The organism is Agrobacterium sp. ICMP 6402, from assembly GCF_009498615.1.
Lineage (GTDB): Bacteria > Pseudomonadota > Alphaproteobacteria > Rhizobiales > Rhizobiaceae > Agrobacterium > Agrobacterium burrii.
This window is the reverse complement of the sequence record NZ_QSNV01000003.1, coordinates 145,418-169,408: the sequence shown is the minus strand read 5'-3', so window position 1 is coordinate 169,408 and position 23,991 is coordinate 145,418. Positions and strand designations below refer to the sequence as shown.

25 protein-coding genes are annotated in these 23,991 nt (G+C 59.9%); 15 read left to right on the top strand and 10 right to left on the bottom strand.

What is annotated here, in order from left to right:
• Positions 1-14: 14 nt before the first annotated feature.
• A complete protein-coding gene (locus DXT96_RS11990) occupies positions 15-1,217 on the bottom strand; it encodes a pyridoxal phosphate-dependent aminotransferase (protein ID WP_149900072.1) in 1,203 nt (400 codons plus the stop codon).
• 222 nt (positions 1,218-1,439) lie between these two features.
• Between DXT96_RS11990 and DXT96_RS11985 the strand changes: the two genes are divergently transcribed.
• The 4 genes from DXT96_RS11985 to DXT96_RS11970 all read left to right on the top strand — a co-directional run bounded on the left by DXT96_RS11985 (position 1,440) and on the right by DXT96_RS11970 (position 4,569).
• Positions 1,440-2,369, top strand: a complete 930-nt coding sequence (locus DXT96_RS11985) for an EAL domain-containing protein (RefSeq protein ID WP_149900071.1) — start codon at positions 1,440-1,442, stop codon at positions 2,367-2,369.
• Positions 2,370-2,514: 145 nt separating this feature from the next.
• Positions 2,515-2,823: a hypothetical protein gene (locus tag DXT96_RS11980; RefSeq protein WP_153514987.1), complete on the top strand. Its 309-nt coding sequence runs from the start codon at positions 2,515-2,517 to the stop codon at positions 2,821-2,823.
• Positions 2,824-3,004: 181 nt separating this feature from the next.
• The gene (locus tag DXT96_RS11975; RefSeq protein WP_153514986.1) at positions 3,005-3,907 is read left to right on the top strand and encodes a DMT family transporter; all 903 of its coding nucleotides are present in this window, start codon (positions 3,005-3,007) and stop codon (positions 3,905-3,907) included.
• Positions 3,908-4,353: 446 nt separating this feature from the next.
• On the top strand, positions 4,354-4,569 hold the full coding sequence (locus tag DXT96_RS11970; RefSeq protein ID WP_003494703.1) for a cold-shock protein: 216 nt from the start codon (positions 4,354-4,356) through the stop codon (positions 4,567-4,569).
• Between the two features lie 86 nt (positions 4,570-4,655).
• Here DXT96_RS11970 and DXT96_RS11965 read toward each other — a convergent pair whose 3' ends face one another.
• On the bottom strand, positions 4,656-5,300 hold the full coding sequence (locus DXT96_RS11965) for an MBL fold metallo-hydrolase (RefSeq protein ID WP_153514985.1): 645 nt from the start codon (positions 5,298-5,300) through the stop codon (positions 4,656-4,658).
• 233 nt (positions 5,301-5,533) lie between these two features.
• Between DXT96_RS11965 and DXT96_RS11960 the strand changes: the two genes are divergently transcribed.
• From DXT96_RS11960 to DXT96_RS11940, 4 genes are all read left to right on the top strand, one after another.
• On the top strand, positions 5,534-6,139 hold the full coding sequence (locus DXT96_RS11960; RefSeq protein ID WP_149900066.1) for a DUF1236 domain-containing protein: 606 nt from the start codon (positions 5,534-5,536) through the stop codon (positions 6,137-6,139).
• Positions 6,140-6,338: 199 nt separating this feature from the next.
• The gene (locus DXT96_RS11950) at positions 6,339-6,866 is read left to right on the top strand and encodes a MarR family winged helix-turn-helix transcriptional regulator (protein ID WP_153514983.1); all 528 of its coding nucleotides are present in this window, start codon (positions 6,339-6,341) and stop codon (positions 6,864-6,866) included.
• Positions 6,867-6,868: 2 nt separating this feature from the next.
• Positions 6,869-7,582 carry a response regulator gene (locus tag DXT96_RS11945; RefSeq protein ID WP_153514982.1) on the top strand — a complete coding sequence of 238 codons (714 nt, stop codon included), beginning with the start codon at positions 6,869-6,871 and terminating at the stop codon, positions 7,580-7,582.
• A 29-nt stretch (positions 7,583-7,611) separates the two neighbouring features.
• Complete coding sequence (locus DXT96_RS11940; protein WP_153515125.1) at positions 7,612-8,991, top strand: ATP-binding protein; 1,380 nt, start codon at positions 7,612-7,614, stop codon at positions 8,989-8,991.
• A 76-nt stretch (positions 8,992-9,067) separates the two neighbouring features.
• Here DXT96_RS11940 and DXT96_RS11935 read toward each other — a convergent pair whose 3' ends face one another.
• The 4 genes from DXT96_RS11935 to DXT96_RS11920 all read right to left on the bottom strand — a co-directional run bounded on the left by DXT96_RS11935 (position 9,068) and on the right by DXT96_RS11920 (position 11,451).
• Entirely contained in the window at positions 9,068-9,409 is a 342-nt protein-coding gene (locus DXT96_RS11935) for a tRNA-binding protein (RefSeq protein ID WP_149900063.1), read from the bottom strand.
• 28 nt (positions 9,410-9,437) lie between these two features.
• On the bottom strand, positions 9,438-10,256 hold the full coding sequence (gene proC, locus DXT96_RS11930; RefSeq protein ID WP_153514981.1) for a pyrroline-5-carboxylate reductase: 819 nt from the start codon (positions 10,254-10,256) through the stop codon (positions 9,438-9,440).
• A gap of 2 nt (positions 10,257-10,258) precedes the next feature.
• A complete protein-coding gene (locus DXT96_RS11925; RefSeq protein WP_142840357.1) occupies positions 10,259-10,759 on the bottom strand; it encodes a YbjN domain-containing protein in 501 nt (166 codons plus the stop codon).
• A gap of 428 nt (positions 10,760-11,187) precedes the next feature.
• Complete coding sequence (locus DXT96_RS11920; RefSeq protein ID WP_149900061.1) at positions 11,188-11,451, bottom strand: accessory factor UbiK family protein; 264 nt, start codon at positions 11,449-11,451, stop codon at positions 11,188-11,190.
• A gap of 308 nt (positions 11,452-11,759) precedes the next feature.
• Between DXT96_RS11920 and lgt the strand changes: the two genes are divergently transcribed.
• The 6 genes from lgt to DXT96_RS11890 all read left to right on the top strand — a co-directional run bounded on the left by lgt (position 11,760) and on the right by DXT96_RS11890 (position 17,794).
• A complete protein-coding gene (gene lgt / locus DXT96_RS11915; RefSeq protein ID WP_174373651.1) occupies positions 11,760-12,572 on the top strand; it encodes a prolipoprotein diacylglyceryl transferase in 813 nt (270 codons plus the stop codon).
• 15 nt (positions 12,573-12,587) lie between these two features.
• Positions 12,588-13,688, top strand: a complete 1,101-nt coding sequence (locus DXT96_RS11910; protein WP_153514979.1) for a class I SAM-dependent methyltransferase — start codon at positions 12,588-12,590, stop codon at positions 13,686-13,688.
• 150 nt (positions 13,689-13,838) lie between these two features.
• A complete protein-coding gene (gene pgeF / locus DXT96_RS11905; protein ID WP_153514978.1) occupies positions 13,839-14,633 on the top strand; it encodes a peptidoglycan editing factor PgeF in 795 nt (264 codons plus the stop codon).
• Between the two features lies 1 nt (position 14,634).
• Entirely contained in the window at positions 14,635-15,786 is a 1,152-nt protein-coding gene (locus DXT96_RS11900) for a Xaa-Pro peptidase family protein (RefSeq protein WP_153514977.1), read from the top strand.
• Between the two features lie 90 nt (positions 15,787-15,876).
• A complete protein-coding gene (locus DXT96_RS11895) occupies positions 15,877-16,641 on the top strand; it encodes a hypothetical protein (protein WP_371418848.1) in 765 nt (254 codons plus the stop codon).
• A 220-nt stretch (positions 16,642-16,861) separates the two neighbouring features.
• Complete coding sequence (locus DXT96_RS11890; protein ID WP_046798416.1) at positions 16,862-17,794, top strand: ribose-phosphate pyrophosphokinase; 933 nt, start codon at positions 16,862-16,864, stop codon at positions 17,792-17,794.
• 244 nt (positions 17,795-18,038) lie between these two features.
• Here the strand turns inward: DXT96_RS11890 and DXT96_RS11885 are convergent, their stop codons facing one another.
• From DXT96_RS11885 to DXT96_RS11870, 4 genes are read right to left on the bottom strand one after another with little or no spacing between them, the layout of a single operon-like run.
• Entirely contained in the window at positions 18,039-18,887 is an 849-nt protein-coding gene (locus tag DXT96_RS11885) for a phosphatase PAP2 family protein (RefSeq protein ID WP_153514976.1), read from the bottom strand.
• Positions 18,877-20,388, bottom strand: a complete 1,512-nt coding sequence (locus tag DXT96_RS11880; protein WP_194287625.1) for a glycosyltransferase family 39 protein — start codon at positions 20,386-20,388, stop codon at positions 18,877-18,879. Before DXT96_RS11880 ends, DXT96_RS11885 begins: the two co-directional genes overlap by 11 nt.
• The gene (locus tag DXT96_RS11875) at positions 20,363-20,650 is read right to left on the bottom strand and encodes a lipid-A-disaccharide synthase N-terminal domain-containing protein (RefSeq protein WP_142840682.1); all 288 of its coding nucleotides are present in this window, start codon (positions 20,648-20,650) and stop codon (positions 20,363-20,365) included. The genes DXT96_RS11880 and DXT96_RS11875 overlap by 26 nt, the downstream gene beginning before the upstream one ends.
• A gap of 20 nt (positions 20,651-20,670) precedes the next feature.
• A complete protein-coding gene (locus tag DXT96_RS11870; RefSeq protein WP_153514975.1) occupies positions 20,671-21,510 on the bottom strand; it encodes a glycosyltransferase family 2 protein in 840 nt (279 codons plus the stop codon).
• A gap of 187 nt (positions 21,511-21,697) precedes the next feature.
• Here DXT96_RS11870 and DXT96_RS11865 point away from each other — a divergent pair, with 187 nt between their 5' ends.
• Positions 21,698-23,962 (top strand): methyl-accepting chemotaxis protein, encoded by a 2,265-nt coding sequence (locus DXT96_RS11865; protein WP_153514974.1) that lies wholly within the window; start codon positions 21,698-21,700, stop codon positions 23,960-23,962.
• Positions 23,963-23,991 lie beyond the last annotated feature (29 nt).

Here is a 23,991-nt window from a genome sequence, read left to right as displayed (position 1 = left end):
ACTGTATCAACCGATCAGCGGCAATCGGCGCAGAAGCGCTGAATGCGCTTGCAGGCCTCTTCCAGCAGCGTTTCCGACGTGGCGTAGGAAATGCGGAAGTTCGGGCCAAGGCCGAAAGCCGATCCCTGCACGACGGCGACGCCTTCGGCTTCCAGAAGCTCGGAGACGAAATCCACATCCGACTCGATGACCTTGCCCGACGGCGCGGTCTTGCCGATCAGGCCGGCGCAGGACGGGTAAACGTAGAATGCGCCTTCCGGCGACGGGCAATTGATGCCCTTGGCCTGGTTGAGCATGGAAACGACGAGATCACGACGACCTTCGAAGATTTTCTTGTTGGCCGGAATGAAGTCCTGCGTGCCGTTCAGCGCCTCGACAGCCGCCCATTGCGCAATCGAACTGGCGCCCGAAGTCTGCTGGCCCTGGATCATGTCCATGGCCTTGATCAGTGGCAGCGGGCCGGCCGCATAACCGATACGCCAGCCGGTCATGGCATAGGCCTTGGAGACGCCGTTCATCGTCAGCGTGCGGTCATAGAGCGCAGGCTCCACCTCGACCGGAGTGACGAATTTGAAATCGCCATAGGTCAGATGCTCATACATGTCGTCCGTCAGCACCCAGACATGCGGATGCTTGACCAGCACGTCCGTCAGCGCCTTCAGCTCGTCATGCGAATAGGCGGCACCCGAGGGGTTGGAAGGCGAGTTGAAGACGAACCACTTTGTCTTCGGCGTAATCGCCTTTTCCAGCGCTTCCGCGGTCAGCTTGAAATTGTCTTCAAGCGTGGTGTCGACGAATACAGGCGTGCCGCCGCAGATCGCCACCATTTCCGGATAGCTGACCCAGTAAGGTGCGGGAATGACGACTTCGTCACCCGGGTTGAGGGTGGCCATGAAGGCGTTGAAAAGGATCTGCTTGCCGCCCGTGCCGACAATCGTCTGCTCCGGCTTGTAGTCGAGGCCGTTTTCGCGCTTGAACTTGTCGGCGATGGCCTTGCGCAGTTCCGGAATGCCGGAAACAGGCGTGTATTTCGTTTCGCCGCGCTTGATGGCCTCAATGGCCGCTTCCTTGATATTTTCGGGCGTATCGAAATCCGGCTCGCCGGCGCCAAGGCTGATCACATCGCGGCCCTTCGCTTTAAGCTCGCGGGCTTTCTGGGTAACAGCGATGGTGGCGGATGGCTTTACGCGGGAGAGAATGTCGGCAAGGAAGGCCATTTTTAATCGGTCCTGTTGTGGTTGACATCGACAGAGGCTGGGGCAGAGGCTGAAAAACTTGTCATCTGCGGCATTTTCTATGTCGAAAGACTGGCCTTCTTTCAAGGTCAAAAGCCGGCTTATGTGCCGTAGCGGAGAATTTAACCTTCCTTAACCCGGAAGTAACGCTTGATACGCTACATTCGCGAGCCTAGGGGTCGTGTCTCTATAGCTGGTTGAAAAATGGCGCCCAAAAGCATCTTTTCCAGTCTTGTCCGCGAGGTCGATGGCACATGGTCCACGGCCTACCAAACATTCAACCTGAAATCGGCCCTGCAGCCGATCTTTCGCCGAACGACGAGCGGCGCGCTCGACATCGATTCCTTCGAAGGTCTGGTACGGCCCCATCGCAATGGCGAACCGGTGACGCCAGGCGAGTTCTTCTCGCTGGTGGAGCCTGACGATATCGAGAATATCGACAGCATCCTGCGCACGATCCACATTCTCAATACCGGCAGGCTCAACCGTTCCCGCGCCCGCATCTTCGTCAACTTCCATCCGGGCCTGTTCCAGACCCCCGCCAAGATGCGGCAGGAAGTGGAGCGCATGCGGCTTACCGCCCACGAAGCCGGCATGACGGCAGACCGCATCGTCTGCGAAATCTCCGAGAAAAAAGCCTCCGACACGCAGATGGTCGCAGACTTCGCCTACCACATGCACGACATCGGCTTTCGCGTGGCGCTGGACGATTACGGTGCAGGCGATTCCGACATCGACCGGGTAAAGCTCATCAAGCCCGATTATGTGAAATTCGAAGCGGGCTGGGTGCGTGATTTCATGCAGAATTCAGCCGGCGCCGCCCTCCTGCGCGTCATCGTCAGCCAGTTTCGCGACGATGGAATAGAGCCGGTATTCGAAGGGCTGGAGAGCGCCTGGCAGGTCGATCTGTGTGAAGATCTCGGCGTCCTGCTGATGCAGGGTTATGCTCTCGCCAAGCCGGAACTCGCACCTACAAGTTTCGACGCACGTTTTCCCGAACTCGGCAGCGCCTATTTCAACACTGCGCCGCGGACGGACCGGAACGGCACGATGCCGCCATTTTTCCGTGAAGAGCGCCCGACTGAGCCGCATCCACAGCGCCCGACCCGCACCTTCGGAAAACGCGGCCTCTGAGGTTATCTGCGGCAGGCACCCCCTGTAATCCCGTTTGCCACAATATTGCCGCAATAAATACCGCGGAACGCCAGAATTCGGTCTCCAAGCCGTCCATTTCGAAGCCTCTTTTATCCTTCATGGACAGGGACAAGAGGCAATCGCCATGTTTACCAACGACCGGACTTCCGTTGAAAGGTTAAGGGCGCAGAGAACGCTGTTTTCCCTCTGGATGGCGGCGGCTGCTTTTCTTGTCATCGTCACCATGGCTGCGGGTATCGCGACATCCGCCAATGCAGCGGCCCAAGCCGTCGATACATTGCACACCGCCTCTATTCCGCAAGCGGCCACGTCGCGGGCCGGTCCCCATGTCCTGCTCATCATCCTGTCGGCGGCGGCCTTCATCGGCCTCGGCATCGGCGGCCTGACGCTGACCCGGCGGAGCCTCAAGGACGAAGCCCGCCGCTACAAATAAGCCGGGGCTCCAAAAGCCGTGGCAGTCGCGCCTGTGAGAGTGACCGCCTTCCGCCGGCTTGCGGCACCGGCAGGTTACTGCTAAAGCACCCGGGAAACCGTCTGATCGACATTTCAAAAAATCCCCGAATTGCCAAGGCCGATTGAATGATCTTCCGGCCCCTTGTGTGCTGGTGCCAATCATGACGCGTATTCAGGCCAATATGCTGCTTTTGCTCGCCGCAGCGATCTGGGGAGGCGGTTTCGTCGCCCAATCCTCTGCCATGGCCTCCATTGGTCCATTCTGGTTTGTCGGCCTGCGTTTCGCCATCGCCGCAATCACCGTGCTGCCCTTTGCCATGATGGAAACCCGGTCGAAAAAATCACCGCCACGCCGTAGGGAAATCGGTAGCTACATCCTCGTGGGTCTGGCGCTATTCGGCGGCGCCACCACCCAGCAGGTCGGGCTTTTGACCACGACCGTTACCAATTCCGCCTTCCTGACCGGGCTTTACGTCATTTTCGTACCCGTGATCGCCGTCGTCCTTTACCGGCGTCATCCCCACTGGGTCGTCTGGCCCTGCGCGCTGATGATGCTTGGCGGCATCTTCCTTCTGTCCGGCGGCGCGTTCGAGACACTGACGCGGGGTGATATTCTCAGCATCATCTGCGCCTTCTTCTGGGCGATCCAGATCACGCTGGCAGGGCGTTTCGTCTCCGAGAGTGGGCGACCACTGGCGCTCTCCTGCACACAATTTGCGGTTTGCGCTCTCCTGAGTTGCATGATCGGCATCGTCTTCGAACCGATCAGCCTGGCGGCCATCGAGGCGTCGCTGGCGGAAATCCTCTATGTCGGCCTTGTTTCCTCCGGCCTCGCCTTCGTCTTGCAGGTCATCGGCCAGCGTTACACCACGGCGCCGCAGGCGGCGATATTCCTGTCCTCGGAGGCGCTTTTCGGCGCTTTGATGGCCTCGCTTTTCCTGAATGAGGCCATTTCCAGCGCCGGTTATGTCGGATGCCTGATCATATTCATCGCCATATTGATCGTAGAACTGGTACCGGAACTGACGCGAAAGCGGCAAAAAACCGTGGCTGGAACTGCCTGACGCAAAAAGAACCGTTTTTTCTCACCCGGCGGAAAAACGCGTTTTGGCATCCAATTTTTTGCCGGGAACACCCGTGCCAACCGGCAATTATTTCATCAAGTATCACTTATGCGAAAAAAATGTGCGATTACACGCCTTAATTCTACCGCAGGTTTTTTATCTGACAAAAAGCCCGTGAAAACTTTTGCTTGCCAATTTTCCATAAACGCATCAATCTACTGCGGTTCGGGCAATTTGCGAGCATGGGAAGGCCTATAAAATTTGCGCACTGGGGACGCTATAAACCTCGGGCGGTGGGACGAAAAACGTTGGATGAGAACGCCATTACTTCCCGCTGTGAAGGTCCTTTTTCTCAATAGTCAAGAGCTGCCTGCCAACGCCCTCGCGGGGCAAAACTGTAATGCTGCCTGTAGCTGAACGCGGGCAGAGCGAAAAGGACCTGATGCATGGCCGAAACTGGCACCGTAAAATTCTTCAATACAGACAAAGGCTTCGGCTTCATCAAGCCAGACAATGGTGGCGCTGATATCTTTGTTCACATCTCTGCTGTACAGGCTTCCGGCCTGTCCGGACTTTCAGAAAATCAGAAAGTGAGCTTCGACACGGAACCGGATCGTCGCGGCAAGGGCCCGAAGGCAGTCAATCTGCAGATTGCTGGCTGACCCTAAAACGGCTTTCTTTTCTAGTTGAAGCCCGGCAGGAATGCCGGGTTTTTTTATGCCTGCCCCACGCACCATGCATAAGGCACTCAGAGCCCCTGAAGGTAGGGATTGTTGCGGCGTTCATCGCCCAGCCGCCCGCCCGGGCCATGCCCGCAGATGAACCCGACATCGTCGCCGAGCGGCAAAAGCTTGTCGCGAATGGACGCCATCAATTGCTCATGGTTTCCGCCGGGCAGATCGGTCCGCCCCACCGACCCAGCAAACAGCACGTCACCAACATGGGCGAATTGCTGCTCGCGATTATAATAGATGACATGACCAGGCGCATGGCCCGGGCAATGATAGACCTCAAAGACATGGCCCCCGAAGGATACCCTGTCGCCGTCTTTCAGCCATTTGTCCGGCACGACGTTCTGAAGACCGGTGATGCCATATTTCTCGGCCTGCGTCTCGATCCTCTCAAGCAACGGCCGGTCGTCCTCATGTGGACCGATGACCGACAGCGAGAGTTTCGCGCGCAATTCCTCGGCACCGCCGGCATGGTCGAGATGCCCGTGCGTCAGCCAGATTTCCTTGAGCGTGATGCCGTTTTCAGCGACGACCTGGAGGATGACGTCCACATCGCCGCCGGGATCAACGACAACACCCTCCTTGGTGTCCTCATCGAAGAGGATGGTGCAGTTCTGCTCGAACGGCGTGACCGGAATAATGCCCGCCTGCAACTTTCCCATATCCCGTATCTCCTTGTCCGACAAATCCCGCTTCCTATAGACCGCGACCGTTCCCAGCACAATGGCGGAGAAAAGATATGGCTTTTCCGCTGTCAGACTGACCTTGAAAATCACAATAAAATTCAATCAGATAGCGATTAACCCCTGGCCAAAAACGGCAATAGCCGTCGAAAAATGTGGAACGCCCGGGTGGCTGCGACGTTGTAGCTCCAGTCTTAAAAGGAGTGAGACACATGGACAAGACGCTTAAAATGCTCATGGCTGGCGGCGCTTTCGCCCTGATGGCCGGTTATGCAAACGCCGCCATGGTCGCCACCACCGCATCGGACATTTCCGTTCGCTCCGGCCCCGGCGAAGACTATCCCGAACTGGGTCTGGCCACCCGTGGCAGCAGCGCAGTGCTGGACGGCTGCATGGATGGCAGCAGCTGGTGCCGTATCGAGGTCAATGGCCTGCGCGGTTGGGCGCATGCCGATTATCTGAATGTGATGTATGAGGGTTCTCCCGTCATTCTCGAAGACCGCCGCACGGAACTCAGCGTGCCTGTCGTGACGTATGAGAAGACCTCAAGCGTGCAGGCCGAACCCAATCCCGGCGACCCGAACCTCGGCCGCGTCGGCGACGTCGACATCACCCCGCCCGAAGCGGTTATCACCTATATGGACGAGCATCCTGGGGACACAGTTACCTTCGATGGCGATGTGGTCGTCGGCACAACTCTGCCGTCCGATACCCGTCTCGTTGAAGTCCCCGACTATCAGTATCGTTATGTCCGGGTGAACGACGTGCCGGTTCTGGTCGAGCCATCAACCCACCGGATCGTCTACGTTTATCAGTAGACCCATTGGCTGAATGGTATGGAACAACTGAAGAGCGCGGGCTTTCCGCGCTCTTTTCTATTTCCGGTAAAGCCCACTCAGGATTCCAGTTGCACCCGCACCCGCAGCATATTATCCACCGCAACAGAAAATGATCGGCGGCATTCTCCCGAGCGGACGCATTTTCGGCTATGTTTACAGAATATTGGCGCATCGACGTATGTCAGCCGCAGGATATGAAGGAACCGCAGTGCCACCGCAATCGCTCAAAACCGCCGCCGCGAGACAAATACCGGCACTCCCGAAGGTTGACGACGGCAAGATCGACTTCGATATAATCGAGGCGCTGTTTTTCGCCTATCGCGATTTCGTCTCCGATCCCGATGTCATTCTGTCGAAACTGGAATATGGACGGGCGCATCACCGGGTGGTCTATTTCGTCAGCCGGCAGCCCGGCATGACGGTGGCGGATTTGCTCGATACTTTGCAGATCACCAAACAGAGCCTCGCCCGCGTCCTCAAGCAACTGATCGACGACGGTTATATCCGCCAGATGGCCGGACCCGAAGACCGCCGCCAGCGCCGGCTTTATCCGACACTGACGGGACGCGAACTGGCGCTGGCCCTGAGCGAACCACAATCGCGGCGTATCGATCGTGCGCTGGAGGGACTTGGCCCCGATGCCCGCGCCTGCGTGCGAAAATTCCTGGCGCAAATGCGCAGCCCGGCAACCGGCGAAAGTGACTGACAATGGCGACAGCAACGACAAAACGCCCGCCGGCGGATGACGACGCCGCCCACCTCCTGATCGTCGATGACGATGCCCGCATTCGCAATCTTCTCCAGCGGTTTCTGGGCGAAAAGGGATACCGCATTTCCGTCGCTGCGGATGCGGCCGAAGCGCGCCGCAAAATGATCGGCATCCGTTTCGACCTGCTCATCCTCGACGTGATGATGCCGGGAGAAAACGGACTTTCGCTCACCCGCTCGCTGAACGAGGACAAATCCGTGCCGGTCATTCTGCTGACCGCCCGCTCGGAAGCGGATTCCCGCATCGAGGGACTGGAGGCAGGCGCTGATGACTATCTCGCCAAGCCCTTCGACCCACGTGAGCTTGTCCTGCGCATCAACAATATCCTGCGGCGCAACACTTCGCCCGATACGCCCAAGATCGAGCAGATCATGTTCGGTCCCTACAGCTTCTCCATTCCCAAAAAGGAATTGCGCCGCGGCCCCGAAACGATCCGCCTGACGGACCGCGAGCAGGAGATCATGCTGCTTTTCGCACTCCGGGCCGGCGACACCATTCCGCGGCATGAACTGGTTGAGGCGGAATCGGAAGTGGGCGAAAGAACCATCGACGTGCAGATCAACCGTCTTCGCCGCAAGATCGAGGACGACCCAGCCAACCCGATCTATCTGCAGACGGTGCGCGGCATCGGCTACCGGCTGAGCGTGGATTGACAGGACAAACGAAAGGCGGGCGCACGGCCATGGCGAGCCTCGATTTTCTCAATACGGTCAAAAAAAGCGGCATAGCGAAGGCCTGGCGTTCGTTTGCCAGAGGGCTGCGCCACTGGTTGCCCACCGGGCTTTACACACGTTCGCTGCTGATCATCATTTTGCCGATGATCCTGCTTCAGGGCGTGGTCGCCGCCGTCTTCATGGAGCGGCACTGGCAGCTGGTGACGGAGCGTCTTTCTGCCGCCGTGACGCGCGATATCGCCGCGATCATCGAGCTTCTGCAAACCGATCCGGAAGAGGATGACTACCAGCGCGTTATCCGCATCGCCCGCGACAAGCTGGATCTCAGCGTCTATATCGAACCGAAGGCAGACCTGCCCGCGCCTAGGCCCGAGCCGCTGTTTTCGATCCTCGACAGGATTCTGGCGGATCAGTTGACGCAGCAAATCGGCAGGCCGTTCTGGATCGATACCTATGGCAACGGCTCGCTGGTGGAAATCCGTGTCCAGCTGGAAGACAAGACGCTGCGCGTCTTCACCAGCCGTAGCGCGGCCTATGCCTCCAATACCCATATCTTCCTCGTCTGGATGGTCGGCGCATCGCTGGTGCTGATTGCTATTTCGATCCTCTTCCTGCGCGGGCAGATCAAGCCCATCGAAGCGCTTGCCAAAGCGGCCGAAAATTTCGGTCGCGGCCAGAAGATCAGTGCCTATTCTCCCCGTGGCGCAGATGAAGTCCGGCGGGCGGGTCTCGCCTTCATCCTGATGCGCGAACGCATCGAGCGGCAGATGGAGCAGCGCACCGCCATGCTGAACGGCGTCAGCCACGACCTGCGCACCATCCTCACCCGTTTCAAGCTGCAACTGGCTCTGGCGGGCGACAATCCGGACCTTGAAGGGCTGGACAAGGATGTCGAGGACATGCAGTCGATGCTGGAGGCCTATCTGACCTTTGCCCGCACCGATGTCGAGGAGGATGTCGGCACGCTGGAGCTTCCCGCACTTCTGGAGAAGATCGGCCATGATTTCGAGCTTCACGGCAAGAAATTCAGCTACGAGCTTTATAATATCGACCGCATCATCGCGCGACCGAACGCCCTTTCCCGCCTCGTCGCCAATCTGGCGGAAAATGCCCGGCGTTATGCCACCAATCTCCATGTCGATATCCGCAAGGCGCCGCGCTCCATTATCATGACCTTCGATGATGACGGGCCGGGCATTCCGGAGGCCTCCCGCGAAGATGTCTTCAAGCCGTTTTTCAGGCTGGACGAGGCGCGCAACCTCAACGCCTCGGGCACAGGACTTGGCCTCTCCATCGTCCGTGACATCGCGCGCGGCCATGGCGGCGACGTATCGCTGGACGACAGCCCGATGGGCGGTTTGCGGGTAATCGTTAAAATTCCGGCATGAGACACCGGAGCGAAAACTGTCATGAGTTCGGGAATACCGTGCTCAACCTAAGAGATCGAGCAGCCATGCTGCTGTCTCAGCACATCTTCTCGCCGTTCGGCACCTGCTGCTCGACGGCAGCAAGCACGATATCGCCGTTGCTGTCAGCAAAGCCCAGCGTCAAGACCTCCGAGCGGAACGGGCCTATCTGGCGCGGCGGAAAATTCACCACACCCAATACCTGCCGGCCGATCAGGCTTTCCGGCGTATAATGCACGGTGATTTGCGCGGAAGATTTCTTGATGCCGATGTCAGGACCGAAATCGATTTTCACCTTGATTGCCGGCTTGCGGGCTTCGGGAAAGGGTTCGGCCTCGACGATGGTGCCGACACGGATATCGACCTTCTCGAAATCGGCATACGAAATTTCACCGCTCATACCCTGCTCCCGCTGGCCTGCAAGTTTCTCAACCAGCAAGTTCTTCCGCACGCGTTTTTGCCGCCGCAATCGCCTTGTCGAACAGCGGCTGCATGCCATCATCAGCCATCAGCACCGAAAGTGCCGCCGCCGTGGTTCCGCCGGGCGAGGTCACGTTCTGGCGCAGGCGCGCCGCCTCGTCTGGGGACTGATGCAGCAATTCGCCTGCACCGGCCACGGTTTCTCGCGCCAGGCGCATGGCGACATCCGCCGGCAGACCGGCCTTGCGGCCGGCTTCCGCCATGCATTCCACCAGATAAAAGACATAGGCCGGGCCGCTGCCCGAAACCGCGGTCACCGCGTCTATATCGCTTTCGGTTTCAACCCATTCGACCGGACCACTGACCTTTAGCAGCCCGTCCACCACAGCTTTAAGTTCCGGCGTCACCAGATCGTTGGCATAAGCCCCCGTCACACCGCGCCCCACCATGGCCGGCGTGTTGGGCATGGCCCGCACGGCGGCAACCGCGCCGAAATGAGAGACGAACGTGCCGATGGTGGTGCCGGCCGCAATCGAGACGACGACGGTATCCGCTCCGAGCAGAGGCTTGAGGGACGGCAGCACGGCTTCCATCATTTGCGGCTTCACCGCCACAAACAGAATGCCAGCCTTGACGCCTTCAGGCACGCTTTCGTTATGAGTCGCTCCGGCCTCGGCAATCGTCGTTCGCATGGCATCGGAAGGGCGCGGATCGATGACGATGACCTGAGATCCCGGCACGCCCTTTTTCAGCCAGCCCGAAAGCATGGCGCCGCCCATATTGCCGGCACCGACGAGGACGAGCGGACCGGAAGCCTTGTATACCATCTTCACGCTTCTCCGACGGTCTCGAACATGACCGCTTCGATTGCACTTTTCGCATCCAGCCCCGACCAGACGACGAACTGGAATGCCTGATAATATTGTTCGCAGGCCTCAAGCGCGCTGGAAAGCAGCACTTCCACCTGCTGGTTGTTGGGTTCGGCACCACCCGCCAGAAGCAGGGACTGGCGGAAGATCACAACGTCTTCCTGCCGCCACAGATCGAAATGACCCATCAGCACCTGCCCGTTGACCTGCGACAGCAGGCAAATGACTTCGTTGACGCGGTGGTCAGGCACCTTGATGTCGAAAGCGCAGGCCAGATGCAGCGCCTCGAAATCCTCCATCCACGCAAAGGAAACGTGGTAATCGGCCCAGTGACCAGCCACCGTCATGGCGATCTCGTCTTCGCCGGAACGCTCGAACGACCAGTCGTTGGAGGCAGCGACAATCTCGATCATGTCCACGGGATTGGACTGACGTTCAATTTCAAATTCTATCAGGCTCATGCGGCACCTTCTCAGCCGGTATTGAATGTTCTGTTTTGAACGCCGGGCACAAAACGCACACACAAACCGGATTCAACATTTGAGACGATTGCCCGACACCAACAGAATTAAGCATTCACCCTGTCCGGAGCTTACCAGGTCGTTTCGAATCATCATTTAAAATCAGTGTATAATGGCCGAGTCCTGCTGCCACCCCTCGCTCACCATTTTTGCTTTTTGAGCAGTGGATATCTTCTCCCCCATCACCTCAGGCGAGATACATAAGCGACTCTGGCGATTGCGTTTTTTGGAAGTGTCCACAGGCACCAAAAAAATCGCGCCAGAGGCTGGTTTTGGCAACCGGAGATTATTTCGGGTTGCATGGCCCGCAAACAAAAAGTCCCGGAATCGCAGGCGATCCGGGACCCATCAGGAAAAAGCGCTAAAAATCAGTCTTTGGCGGCCGAAAGCTTTGCTTCCAGAGCCTCGATGCGGGCGCGCAGCGCGTCGTTTTCATCGCGCGCCTTGATGGCCATTTCACGCACCGCGTCGAATTCCTCACGCTTGACCACATCGAGACTGTTCAGCCAGCGATCCGCCTGTGCATGAAGGGCGGCTTCCGCTTCCTTGCGCACGCCCTGCGCCGCGCCGGCCGCATCGGTCATCAGCCTGGCGAATTCATCCAGAATACGGTTGGTGCCTGTCGTGCTCATGGCGCTGTTCCTTCGTCGGTTCAGGGAGCGTTCCATTCCCTGCTGTTGATGCCTTTCAGGTAGGTGCTCGACAGCCGCCTTGCAAGCGAAATCGAAAAATGCGGCCTTTCGCTGCAGCGCCCGACATCGCAATCCGCTCACGAAAAATCACCTTGACCGCCGCCTCGGCAATCGCCATTTTCCTTGGCGTCAGGGAGACCGGTGAGCATCATCGCCCGGCCCCTTGAGGCAATGGATCATTCTGTTGTCCGCCCAGCAACGATGACGGAATATACGGATTGTTAGCCGCTCCCACCCAACTTGCCATCATGCCCTTTCCCAATATCGATCCGATTGCGCTCTCCATTGGGCCTCTGGCGATCCACTGGTATGGCATTGCCTATGTCGCCGGCATCATGCTCGGCTGGTTTTATGCCCGCCGCCTCGCCCGCACGGATCGCCTGTGGCCGAACGATACCTCGCCGATTTCGGCACAGCACCTTGATGATTTCATCCTCTGGGCAGCCGGCGGCATCGTGCTCGGCGGCCGCATCGGCTACATCCTGTTTTACGATCTCGGCGCCGTCGCCGCCAATCCGCTAAGGGCGCTCGAAATATGGAACGGCGGCATGTCGTTCCATGGCGGCCTCATCGGCACCACCGTCGCCATGATCCTCTTTGCCCGCAAGAACGGCATCCCGGTCTGGAGCATGTTCGACGTCATCGCAGCCGTCGCACCCATCGGCCTGCTGTTCGGCCGCATCGCCAATTTCATCAATGGCGAATTGTGGGGCCGCATCGCCGATGTGCCCTGGGCAGTCGTCTTCCCGACCGGCGGGCCGTTTGCGCGGCACCCGAGCCAGCTTTATGAAGCAGGCCTCGAAGGCCTCGTACTCGTCATCATTCTGGCCATCGCCATCTATGCCTTCAGGGCGCTGAAAACACCCGGCGTCGTCACCGGCATCTTCGTCTGCGGTTATGCCCTGTCACGCATCTTCGTGGAATTTTTCCGCGAGCCGGATGCGCAGATCGGTTATCTCGCCGGCAACTGGCTGACCATGGGCATGGTGCTTTCCACACCCATGTTTCTTCTCGGCCTCTGGGCGGTCCTGCGCGCACGCAGCGCCGCAAAAATCGCCTAAGCGGTATGGCCTGCCATGACGACACCGCTTGCGCAACGCATCAAATCCCTTATCCGGCTCAACGGTCCGCTCAGCGTCACCGACTATTTCTCGCTTTGCCTCGCTGATCCCGAACACGGTTATTACAAAAGCCGCGAGCCCTTCGGTCGCTCGGGTGATTTCATCACCGCGCCTGATGTCAGCCAGCTTTTCGGCGAAATGCTCGGCGTTTTCGTGGTGCATGCCTGGCAGCGGCACGGCGCGCCCACGGAGACCCGGCTGGTGGAAATCGGCCCCGGCCGCGGCACCATGATGTCGGACATGCTGCGCGTCATCCGCCGCATCGCACCGCCGCTTTACGAGGCGATGCGGGTCCATCTGGTGGAGACCAGTCCTCGCCTTTCCACAATCCAGAAGGAAACGCTTGCCGACCATGCCGGCCGGCTAACATGGCATGAAAGCTTCGACGCGGTGCCGGAAGGCTTCCTGCTCCTCGTCGCCAACGAACTTTTCGACGCCATCCCGATACGGCAATTCGTGAGAACACCGCAGGGTTTCCGCGAGCGGGTTGTCAGTCTCGATGCAAATGACGAGCTTGTCTTCTCGACCGGCCTTGCCGGCATCGACCCAGCCCTCTTGCCACCGCAGCCTGAACGACAGCCGCTTGGCACCATATTCGAAGTTTCACCCGCCCGCGAAGCCGTGATGACGGCGATCTGCGAGCGCCTGTCTATCCATGGCGGCACGGCGCTCGCCATCGACTACGGCCATCTGGTCGCCGGATTTGGCGATACGCTGCAGGCCATGCGCCACCACGCCTTCGACCCGCCGCTTGCGCATCCCGGCGAAGCCGATCTGACCAGCCATGTCGATTTCGAAAGCCTCGTGAAAACAGCCGAAGCGACCGGTGTGCATGTCAACGGCACCCTGAGACAGGGTGACTTTCTTTACGGTCTCGGTCTCAAGGAGCGGGCGGCAGCCCTTGCCGCCAAGGCGACACCCGACCAGACGCTGGCGATTGCCGAAGCGGTCAACCGTCTCGCCGGCGAAGGCGCCGGCAAGATGGGGGAACTTTTCAAGGTCATCGCCGTTTCAAGTCCCGCGCTTCATCTCATGCCGTTTCGTGCGGTGGATTGACAGCGCAATAACCTCTGGGCCAACATCGTCGCGACACACGAAGCAGGCACACTGCATCACACACGCCGCGCAACGCCGCAGCAACAGGAAACATCTCGCTTAACGCACCCCACTGGCCAACAGCGATATTCTCCAAGGAACTCCCGCACCATGCAGAACGTAACGCTGCCGCTCCCCATCCAGAGCCCCCTGCTCGCCGCGTCAGGTGAAAACCGTGTTCGCCACGGTTTCTTCACTCGGCAGGGCGGCGTCTCCTCAGGGCTTTATCAGGGTCTCAATGTCGGTCTCGGCTCGCATGATGAGCCGGAACTTGTTCAGGAAAACCGCCGGCGTGTGGCGCAATGGTTCGGCCTGTCCCCGGAACGCCTCGCCACCGTTCATCAGGTCCATTCTCCCGATGTTCTCGTGGTCGATGAGAGCTATGACGGCAACCGCCCGCAAGCCGATGCGATGGTGACGGCGACGCCGGGTTTCGTACTCGGCGTCTTGAGCGCCGATTGCGGCCCGATCCTGTTTGCCGATGCCGAGGCCGGTGTCGTGGGCGCTGCCCACGCCGGCTGGAAAGGCGCATTGTTCGGCGTGCTAGAAAACACCATCGAGACCATGACCAAGCTGGGCGCCAGCCGCGAGCGCATTGCAGCCTCGCTCGGCCCCTCCATCAGCCAGAGCAATTACGAGGTCGGGCCAGAATATGTGGCGCGCTTCATCGATATCGATCCGGCTTACGCGGATTATTTCACCGAAGCCGAGAAGCAGGGCCACGCGCTCTTCGACCTCAAGCGGTTTACCATCGACCGCCTGACGAAAGCCGGCGTAAAGGCAGAAAATCTCGGCCTCTGCACCTATCCGGATGAAGAACGTTTCTATTCCTACCGCCGCACGACCCACCGCGCCGAACCCGATTATGGCCGGCAGATTTCCGCAATCGCAATTCTGGAGGACTGACATGGCCCTGCACTTCGAGCTTTCGGAATTCGAAGCCCGCCGCGAGCGGCTGATGGCGAAAATGGCGGAGGAGAAGCTGGATGCCCTGCTGCTTTTCGCGCAGGAAAGCATGTATTGGCTGACCGGTTACGATACCTTCGGCTACTGCTTCTTCCAGACGCTGGTGGTCAAGTCGGACGGCTCGATGACATTGCTGACCCGCTCGGCCGATCTGCGTCAGGCGCGCAACACCTCGATCATCGAAAATATCCTCATCTGGGTCGACCGGCCCAATGCCGACCCGACGCTCGATCTTAAAAATCTCCTGAGTGACCTCGACCTGCTCGGCGCAAAGATCGGCGTGGAATACGATACCCACGGCATGACCGGCCGTGTCGCCCGCCTGCTGGACAACCAGCTTGCCAGCTTCGGCCAGATGGTTGACGCCTCCCACCTCGTCAGCACGCTTAGGCTTGTCAAAAGCCCGGCCGAGATTGCTTATGCCCGCAGGGCCGGCCAGCTTGCCGACGACGCCCTCGACGCCGCTCTGCCGCTCATCAAGGCCGGCGCGGACGAAGCCGCAATTCTCGCAGCGATGCAGGGCGCGGTGCTGGCGGGCGGAGGCGATTATCCCGCCAATGAATTCATCATCGGCTCCGGCGCCGACGCGCTGCTATGCCGTTACAAGGCCGGCCGCCGCAGGCTGGATACCAAGGATCAGCTGACGCTGGAATGGGCCGGCGTCAGCGCCCACTACCACGCCGCCATGATGCGCACGGTGGTGATTGGCGAGCAGGATTTCCGCCAGAAGGAGCTTTACAGCGCCTGCCTGCAAAACCTCACCGCCATCGAGGAAGTGCTGCGGCCGAGCAAGACCTTCGGCGATGTCTTCGACGTCCACGCCCGCGTCATGGACGAGCGCGGGCTCACCCGTCACCGGCTGAACTCCTGTGGTTATTCGCTGGGCGCGCGTTTCTCGCCGTCCTGGATGGAGCATCAGATGTTCCACGCCGGCAATCCGCAGGAGATTACCAGCGACATGACGCTGTTTGTGCATATGATCGTGATGGACTCCGATGCCGGCACCGCCATGACGCTCGGCCAGACCTATCTGACCACCGACGGCGCTCCGGAGCCGCTCTCGCGCCATAGTCTCGATCTTCTCACAGCTTAAATCGCCGCCGGGTTTGACAGAGCGGGAAAACCGCCCTTACATTGCCGCCACCTTGGGCAGGAAGGAGCGGAACATGAGAGAAAACGTCACGTGAGCCGGACGGGGTTTGTCTCCCCTTTCCCAGCCTTTGTCTCTCCAGCTCTTGTCGTTCCGGCACTGGTGCTGGCCCTCTCGGGCTGCAACACCACGGAAGCGCTGACACCGCAGGTGGATGTCGGCCACAATACGTCGCAGTCGACGCCGGTAACCCAGGGCGATCTCGACCAGATGGCCGCCGCCGCCGACCGCGCGCCGGCAGGCGCTTCGGCAATCGCATCCTCCGTACCGGCCTATGCGCCGCAGAATTCGTTGCAGGCGCAGGCACAGGCGCTTTCCAGCGGCAGCGAGTATGGCGAACCGCTAGGTCAGAACCAGTCACCCGCACAATCCCCTGCAGGTGCCCAGCCGCCGCCCTCGCAGCAGACGGCGTCGCTCGCACCCGCCGCTCCCGGCAATACCATCCGCTTCCTGCCGATCATCGGTGCGCCCGTTCAGGCCGTCACGCCGCTCTCGCGGCAACTGGGTGCCGAGGCACGGGCGAAGGGACTGACCATCCGCGCCTCCAACGACAACTCGGCAGAGAACATCCTGAAAGGATATTTCTCCGCCTTTGCCGATGGCGCCAAGGTCAATGTTATCTACGTGTGGGATGTGCTGGATGCCAATGGCGTGCGGCTTCACCGTCTTCAGGGACAGGAGACAGTGGCCGCAAAGGGCAGCGATCCATGGGCCGCCGTGACCGACAGGGTCATGCAGGATATCGCCGCAAAAACGCTTAGCGACTATTCATCATGGAAGCAGTCTCAAAGGGGATGAGGTGAAACGGCGGGAGAAGTCACAGAGATTTCATGAAAATCATTGCGAAAGCGCTGAGTCCTCTTGCAATCGGAAGCAACAGCGCTATTAAGGCGCGCATGGCAACAAGGCGTGTCCGGCAAAGGCTTTTCAGCCGGATGTTCCTCCCCTTGAACGACGCTTGGTTACGGCAGACAGATTTCCGTAGCGCAAGGCGATGGCATGGAAACAGGCGGGCGCAATGAAGGTTTTCGCAGGCAATTCGAACCGGCACCTTGCCGAAGCGATCTGCAAGTATCTCAACGTTCCCTTGGGAAATGCCACCGTAAAGCGGTTTGCTGATCAGGAAATATTCGTAGAAATCAGTGAAAACGTCCGTGGCGAGGACGTTTTCGTCGTTCAGTCCACATCGTTTCCGGCAAATGATCATCTGATGGAACTGCTCATCATGATCGATGCCATGCGCCGCTCCTCGGCAAAACGCATCACGGCAGTGCTTCCCTATTTCGGCTACGCCCGCCAGGACCGCAAGGCCGGCCCCCGCACCCCGATTTCCGCCAAGCTCGTTGCCAATCTGATCACCGAAGCCGGTGCCGACCGCGTCTTGACGCTTGATCTTCATGCCGGCCAGATCCAGGGCTTTTTCGATATTCCGACCGACAACCTTTTCGCAGCACCGATTCTCGCTCGCGACATCAAGGAACATTACGACACCAACAACGTCATGGTCGTTTCACCTGACGTCGGCGGCGTAGTGCGCGCCCGCGCCCTGTCGAAACGTCTGGACTGTCTGCTGGCTATCGTCGACAAGCGCCGTGACCGTCCGGGCGAATCCGAAGTCATGAACGTTATCGGTGATGTTTCCGGCAAGGATTGCATCCTCATCGACGACATCATCGACTCCGGTGGCACGCTCTGCAATGCAGCCGAAGCGCTGCTGAAAAAGGGCGCCACCAGCGTCACCGCCTATATTACCCACGGCGTGCTGTCCGGCGGCGCAGTCGCCCGCGTGGCCTCCTCGAAGCTGCGCGAACTCGTCATCACCGACAGCATCCAGCCGACCACCGGTGTGCAATCCGCACACAATATCCGCGTCATCAGCACGGCGGGCCTGCTCGGCGAAGCAATCAACCGCACCGCACAGGAACAGTCGGTTTCCGGCCTGTTCGACTGACGCTGCCGTTACACATCATCTCAACGTCATCCTTGGGCTTGACCCAAGAATCTAAACACGTCAACGAAATCAAGCCGTTGCAGATCCTCGGGACAGGACCGAGGATGACGTCGGAGTGCTGGGTGAGGTTTGCCATTCATCGGATGACCCCCATACTTCATGCAAGTCCGAAAGGTCGTCGCCCTCGCCTCCCGGAAAACCATTGAAGCGCTAAAGCACGACCGCAAAAATCATTCTACGCCACTCAAGACGACGCCGCGCCCGCATCCGGAGGCCGTTGCAGGCGTGTGGCGGCTGCCTTGATTTTCGGCCACCATCGCTTGGCCCGGAGACGGACGGCATGGCTGCCATTGCGCCACAGGCTGACCGTATCTGCGGTGACGGCATCACTCGTAAACAGATGGCGATGACGGCCGATTGCCAGCACCCGGTAGAGAAACAGCGTCGTCAGGGCTGAAAACAGCACAGACATCACCACATCGCTGAGGAAATGTCCGCCGGCCGCGATACGAAGACCGGACATGAGGATGACCGCGCCGGCGGCGAAGCTGCCCATCACGACACGACCGGGCCATTGCAGGCGGGGCCAGACGAGCGCGCAGAGCGGCAGGAAGAAGCTGGCGATTAGCGCCGTTTCCCCCGACGAAAACGAACAGTTCGAAAAGCACTGGGTGCTGAACTGGAAGGGTGGTGTGAAAAGCTGCTGCCCGCCGAAATCGCTGACGCTGAACGGCCGGGCGCGGCCGATATTGGCCTTCAACACGCCGTTGACCAGAAGCCCGGCGCACAAAACCACCGGCCCACAGAGGAAAGCCCAGACGCGCCAGCCGGTGCGCTGCTGGGAACCGAGCCGGATGTTGCCGATAAAGACGATGAAGGCCAAAATGGTGGCGAGTTCCGTCAGCTCGCGCAATGTGTCGCGAAACCACTCGGGAAGCGGTTCGCGGCCAGACCACAAATTTCCCTCGGGAGAGAAGAACAGCGAAGAGAACCCAAGATCGATGGAGGGGAAGGTCGCAAACAGGATGACAAGCGCCAGGGTGACGAACATCACCCAGATCGTGATCCGCATATGCGAAAGGTCATTGTCCATTAGCGCCTCCCGGAATGCATTGCGGCAGCAGGCGCCAGAGCCCGATTTCCCTGCCCTCGAGGAAACCCGGCCCGGCAGTCCAGCGTGCAACCGGCGCTTCGCCGGAAAGGCAGGCAGGCAGGCCATCCGCGCTTGCCAGAAACAGCGGGTTTTTCGCCTCACCGGCTTTCAGCGGGTAAAGAAGCGCGTAGTGGCTGGAAGGCACGCCCGTTTCCGGCAATGCGCGTGTCAGCAGCTGTTTTTCGTCCCGCAGCTGATAAAAAAGCTCGGCCAATATGGAGCGATCGGACGCGACAATGGCATCCGCCCCCGCTTCTTTCGCCCGAATAAAACCAGTAGACACCAATTCCGACCGGCCGAGATACCGCTTCATCGCCAGTTCGCCGCTCGGCAGGCGCAGTTGCGTCCCGGCAATTGTCATGACGGGCAGCGCGACGGCGACGACACCACCGAGCACGAGGGTGGAGACCGTCAGCCAGCGCCGGGATGCCAGCACCGGCACCGCCAGAAGCACACCCGCCGCATAGGCTCCGACAGCCCAGTTGGCGAGCGCCCTCGACATCAACCCCTGCGCCGTGATCAACAGCACGATCGGCACCGAAAGGGCGACCAGCGCCCTGGTTTCGGCACTCTTTGCCCGGAGGGTCGCGACGATCATGGCGACGAAGACAAACGGCCCGACGACACCCGCCTGCGAGAAGAAAAACTCAAGCGCCGGACCGATTTTCAGCTGAATACCGTTCCAGTTGGCATTGTCAGCCGTATGGCGCGCGGTCATGAAATCATGCGCCGCATTCCACCACAGATTGGGAGCGATGACCGCGACGCAAACCAGAGCAGCGATCGCCGCATCCCGCAGCCGGATACGCCAGCCCATGCAAAGCCAGCCAGCCGCGATGAAGCACGGCAGAAAATATATCATCGCGTATTTCGACATCAGGCCGAGGCCGAAACAGAGGCCGAGCGCAAGGCTCCAGCCCACCGCCGCCCTGCCCTCACCGCGGGCCTGCGCCAGCTTGCGCACGCAGATCATCGACAGCACAATGAACAGCATCATCGGCGTGTCGGTCGAGATCAGCAGGCTGCCGAGCGTTACAGCGGGCAATGTCAGATAGACGACCGCGGCGAGCGAAGCGAGCCTGGCGTCATAGATCATCCGCCCGAGAACAAGGATGGCCGCCGCCGCCACGCCATGGACCACAGGAGCGGCCAGCCGCACCTGAAAAGTGCCTTCGCCGCCACCCAGAATGCCGAACGCGCGAATGAGCCAGCCGATCAGCGGCGGCTTGGAATAGGCGCCGAGAGCCATCTCGCGGCCCCATAGCCAATATTGCGCCTCATCGACGAAGAGATCGGTGCGATTGAAGGCAAGACCGAGGACGCGCAGCGCCGTCACCAGCACGATGGCCGCAAGCGCCAGCGTCATCCATTGCCGCTGTTCGCTCGCCTGCGCATAGGGAAGAGCTGCTGCCCCGTCATGCATGCTGGCGGCGTTCTGCATGGATCAACCAGAGATTTCGGGCATAGATGAACAGCCCGGATGCCTGTCCGATGATAAAGACCGGGTCGCGGCGCCACACCGCGTAGGACAGCAGCACCAGACCGCCGAGCACGGAAAAATACCAGAAGGCCACGGGAATGACCGAACGGTTGGCCCGTTCCGACGAAATCCACTGAACCAGAAAACGCATGGTGAACAGCATCTGGCCCATGAAGCCGGTCATGACCCAGAGAAATTCCTTCCAGCTGTTCACATGCAGCATGGACCATAGAGCCGGTGTGTTCACGGCGATGTCTCCGTTTTGAAAGTTTCAGCCCAGCTTGCCCGCTTGCGCCGGCGCAACAGCCAGGCGACGCCGATCAGATCGTGGATGCCGACAAGCGCGCGGCCGATATTGGTGTAGTGGGAATTGCCATGCTGCCGCGCCCGGTGCGTCACGTCGACATGGGCGACCTGCCAGCCGTCGCGATTAAACAGCGCCGGGAAATAGCGGTGGTGGTGATCGAAATAGGGCAAGGCGAGATAGGCGTCACGACGGAAGGCCTTGAGGCCGCAGCCGGTATCGCGCGTGCCGTCCTTCAATATCCGCGCCCTCAGCCCATTGGCGAAGCGGGAGGAAAGACGTTTTCCAAGCGTATCGCGCCGGCCGACGCGCTGGCCGGCCACGAGCCCAAGGCGGCCGGTGGCTTTGGCGGTAAGGAGCGGTGCAAGCAGCGCCGGCAGATTGTCCGGCGGGTTCTGGCCGTCGCCGTCAAGCATGCAGATGATGGGCGCGCGCGCCGCCTGCACACCACTATGGATCGCCGCCGACTGCCCGCCCTGGCGGTCGTGCCGCACCAGCCGCAACATGGGATAACGATCGCCAAGCGCAAGAACGGCGTCCGCCGTGCGGTCCGAGGAGGCGTCATCTACCACGACGATCTCGAACTGGCCGACCGGCTGACACGCAGCCACGATCTCTGCCACGAGCGTCTCAACGCTCGCTTCCTCATTGTGCATGGGCACGATAACGGCGAAATCAGGCGTCGATCGCAAAGTGGCTCCGTCATATCCGTCTGCGCGGGTTCCGCAAACATCATCGATTGTGGCAGGAGATGGAGCGCGAAAAGCTTGCATGAACATGAACGACCGTTGAACTTTGCACGGTATGCGCCCGTTCTGTTGCAGTTTTATTACGAGTACGACGCCTGAGCAGGTCGACGATTTTTTCGCGGTATGCGGGAAATAATCATACAAATTTCAGCCCTTTAACGTGGCCGTAAACAATTGTTGCGACGCTGCGGCAACGTTTTTTTGGGGGAGGAAACAGATGCCGGGTGCAAATCCGACTGCTGTCAGAGCTAAATCATTGTCAATCAAGGCTAAATTTGCGGCGCTCGTCACGGGCGCAACGCTGGTTTCCTGCCTGTCCGTGGGGCTGCTGTCCTATGAGATGGGCAAGTCGGGCCTGATCGACGCCAGTAAAATCAGGCTGGAGACGGTTGCAGGAAACCAGTCCAAGCAGCTGGACGCCTACACGCTGCGGGTTGAACAGAGCATTTCCGAACTGTCGCAAAATGCTGCGATCGCCCAGGCGCTGGAAACCATGACCAATGTCGTGCCGACGGAAAAGGATGCGATCATCCAGGCTTTCCGCCGCGAAGGTGTCTCCGAGGAAGAGCGCGCCTCCTTCAACGGCGAAGGATTGCGGCTGCTCTACGCCATTCGCCACGCAACGATCAACGCGACCATCGCCAGCGTCTGGCGCAACACCCGGGTCAGCGATATCTATGTGATCGACAAGACCGGGCTGATTATCTACTCCGTCACCAAGGGCAAGAACTTCTTGACCGATGTGAAGGACCCGGAGAACAGCGCGATCAAGGAATTGTTCGACCGCGTGGAAGCCGGCAAGGACGGTGTCGTCAGCACGACCGGATTTACCGGCGGAGCAAATGATGCGGCCATGGTCGGCATGCCGCTCGCGGTCTCCAACTGGGGGCAACTGCAGCGCAAGGGCGCCGTCATCATGCGCATTTCAGCCGACCGCATCGGTGCGGTGGTCACCCCTGAGGAAACCGGCAAGACCATCGACGACGCCGTTCTTCTGACTGCGGATGGCAAACGCCGGGCGGGCGTGCTCTCGGGCGGCGCAGATGCCGCTATTTCCGAAAGCCTCGCGGCCCTCTCCGGCAGCAGCGAAGCCGGAACGGTGATGGCGCATACGTCTGCGGGCAACATCTTCTATGCCTATCGCCCGGTCTCCGTCTTCGGACAGAAGCATCTTCTGGCCATCGGTCAGCAGGAAAGCAAGGTTCTCGCCGCCGCCAACGATCTGGCCTTCTGGGCTACGCTGGCGACACTGGCGGTGCTCGCCGTCATGACGCTTATCGGCATCTTCGTTTCCGCCAGCCTCACCAAGCCACTGACCGGCCTTGCCGGGCTGATGGAGCGCCTGAACGGTGGTGAAAACAACATCGAGATCAAGGCGGTTTCCCGTGGCGACGAGATCGGCACCATGGCGCGCGCGCTGGAATCCTTCCGTCAGGGCATTCTCGACAAGCAGAACATGGAAGCCGAATCGCATCGCAAGGGCGAGGAGCTGGACGAGGAACGCGCCCAGCGCGAAATGGAAAAGGCAAGAAGCGCCAAGGAACTGGAAGAGGCCGTCGGTGCGCTTGCCTCGGGCCTTGCTCATCTTGCAGCCGGCAGGCTCGACCTTCGCATTGAAAAATCCTTCGTGCCGTCGCTCGATCATCTGCGCATCGACTTCAACAACTCGATGGCAGGGCTGGAAGCGACAATCTCCAATATCGGCGAAAGCGCCAATGCCATCCGCTCCGGTTCCGGCGAACTGAAAAGCGCATCGGAAGATCTGTCGCGGCGCACGGAACGTCAGGCCGCCGCCCTTGAAGAAGCCGCAGCGGCACTGGGCGACATGACGCAGGCCGTCAATGTTTCGCTGTCACGCTGCGATGTCGCAGTCGGCACCACGGCGGAAACCATGCAGGACGCCCATAAATCCACGGCTGTCGTGAAAGAAGCGATCGTCGCCATGGAGCGCATCGAAACCTCGTCGTCGAAGATCCGCCAGATCATCGACGTCATCGACCAGATCGCCTTCCAGACCAACCTTTTGGCGCTGAATGCCGGCGTGGAAGCGGCGCGCGCCGGTGAAGCCGGAAAGGGCTTTGCGGTCGTGGCGCAGGAGGTTCGCGAACTCGCCCAGAAATCGGCCGCCGCCGCGCGCGACATCACCACGCTGATCGCCACCTCGGCGGGCGATGTGGAAAGCGGCGTGGCTCTGGTGCTGAAGACCGGCGAAAGCCTGGAGCAAATCCAGAAACGCGTCCAGTCGGTCAGCGACCAGATCGGCGCGATTGCCACGGCATCGCGCGAACAGTCAGGCCGCCTTGGCGAGATCAATGCCTCGGTCAACGAACTCGATCATGTGACGCAGCAGAATGCGGCCATGGTGGAGGAAACCACGGCAGCGGCCTTCTCGCTGGCAAACGAGGCGGATGGCCTGACCGAACAGGTAGGGCAATTCTCCGTCGGCCATACCCAGCAGCGGGATCAGCGTTACGCGGCATAAGCCGTAACGACGAAAGGCCGGAGGCAAAA

Bases quoted from the DNA above. Each gene is read 5' to 3' on its own strand.
- DXT96_RS11990 (WP_149900072.1), bottom strand. From the start codon at position 1,217: ATGGCCTTCCTTGCCGACATTCTCTCCCGCGTAAAGCCATCCGCCACC.
- DXT96_RS11985 (WP_149900071.1), top strand. From the start codon at position 1,440: ATGGCGCCCAAAAGCATCTTTTCCAGTCTTGTCCGCGAGGTCGATGGC.
- DXT96_RS11980 (WP_153514987.1), top strand. From the start codon at position 2,515: ATGTTTACCAACGACCGGACTTCCGTTGAAAGGTTAAGGGCGCAGAGA.
- DXT96_RS11975 (WP_153514986.1), top strand. From the start codon at position 3,005: ATGACGCGTATTCAGGCCAATATGCTGCTTTTGCTCGCCGCAGCGATC.
- DXT96_RS11970 (WP_003494703.1), top strand. From the start codon at position 4,354: ATGGCCGAAACTGGCACCGTAAAATTCTTCAATACAGACAAAGGCTTC.
- DXT96_RS11965 (WP_153514985.1), bottom strand. From the start codon at position 5,300: ATGGGAAAGTTGCAGGCGGGCATTATTCCGGTCACGCCGTTCGAGCAG.
- DXT96_RS11960 (WP_149900066.1), top strand. From the start codon at position 5,534: ATGGACAAGACGCTTAAAATGCTCATGGCTGGCGGCGCTTTCGCCCTG.
- DXT96_RS11950 (WP_153514983.1), top strand. From the start codon at position 6,339: ATGTCAGCCGCAGGATATGAAGGAACCGCAGTGCCACCGCAATCGCTC.
- DXT96_RS11945 (WP_153514982.1), top strand. From the start codon at position 6,869: ATGGCGACAGCAACGACAAAACGCCCGCCGGCGGATGACGACGCCGCC.
- DXT96_RS11940 (WP_153515125.1), top strand. From the start codon at position 7,612: ATGGCGAGCCTCGATTTTCTCAATACGGTCAAAAAAAGCGGCATAGCG.
- DXT96_RS11935 (WP_149900063.1), bottom strand. From the start codon at position 9,409: ATGAGCGGTGAAATTTCGTATGCCGATTTCGAGAAGGTCGATATCCGT.
- proC (WP_153514981.1), bottom strand. From the start codon at position 10,256: ATGGTATACAAGGCTTCCGGTCCGCTCGTCCTCGTCGGTGCCGGCAAT.
- DXT96_RS11925 (WP_142840357.1), bottom strand. From the start codon at position 10,759: ATGAGCCTGATAGAATTTGAAATTGAACGTCAGTCCAATCCCGTGGAC.
- DXT96_RS11920 (WP_149900061.1), bottom strand. From the start codon at position 11,451: ATGAGCACGACAGGCACCAACCGTATTCTGGATGAATTCGCCAGGCTG.
- lgt (WP_174373651.1), top strand. From the start codon at position 11,760: ATGCCCTTTCCCAATATCGATCCGATTGCGCTCTCCATTGGGCCTCTG.
- DXT96_RS11910 (WP_153514979.1), top strand. From the start codon at position 12,588: ATGACGACACCGCTTGCGCAACGCATCAAATCCCTTATCCGGCTCAAC.
- pgeF (WP_153514978.1), top strand. From the start codon at position 13,839: ATGCAGAACGTAACGCTGCCGCTCCCCATCCAGAGCCCCCTGCTCGCC.
- DXT96_RS11900 (WP_153514977.1), top strand. From the start codon at position 14,635: ATGGCCCTGCACTTCGAGCTTTCGGAATTCGAAGCCCGCCGCGAGCGG.
- DXT96_RS11890 (WP_046798416.1), top strand. From the start codon at position 16,862: ATGAAGGTTTTCGCAGGCAATTCGAACCGGCACCTTGCCGAAGCGATC.
- DXT96_RS11885 (WP_153514976.1), bottom strand. From the start codon at position 18,887: ATGGACAATGACCTTTCGCATATGCGGATCACGATCTGGGTGATGTTC.
- DXT96_RS11880 (WP_194287625.1), bottom strand. From the start codon at position 20,388: ATGCAGAACGCCGCCAGCATGCATGACGGGGCAGCAGCTCTTCCCTAT.
- DXT96_RS11875 (WP_142840682.1), bottom strand. From the start codon at position 20,650: ATGCTGCATGTGAACAGCTGGAAGGAATTTCTCTGGGTCATGACCGGC.
- DXT96_RS11870 (WP_153514975.1), bottom strand. From the start codon at position 21,510: ATGTTCATGCAAGCTTTTCGCGCTCCATCTCCTGCCACAATCGATGAT.
- DXT96_RS11865 (WP_153514974.1), top strand. From the start codon at position 21,698: ATGCCGGGTGCAAATCCGACTGCTGTCAGAGCTAAATCATTGTCAATC.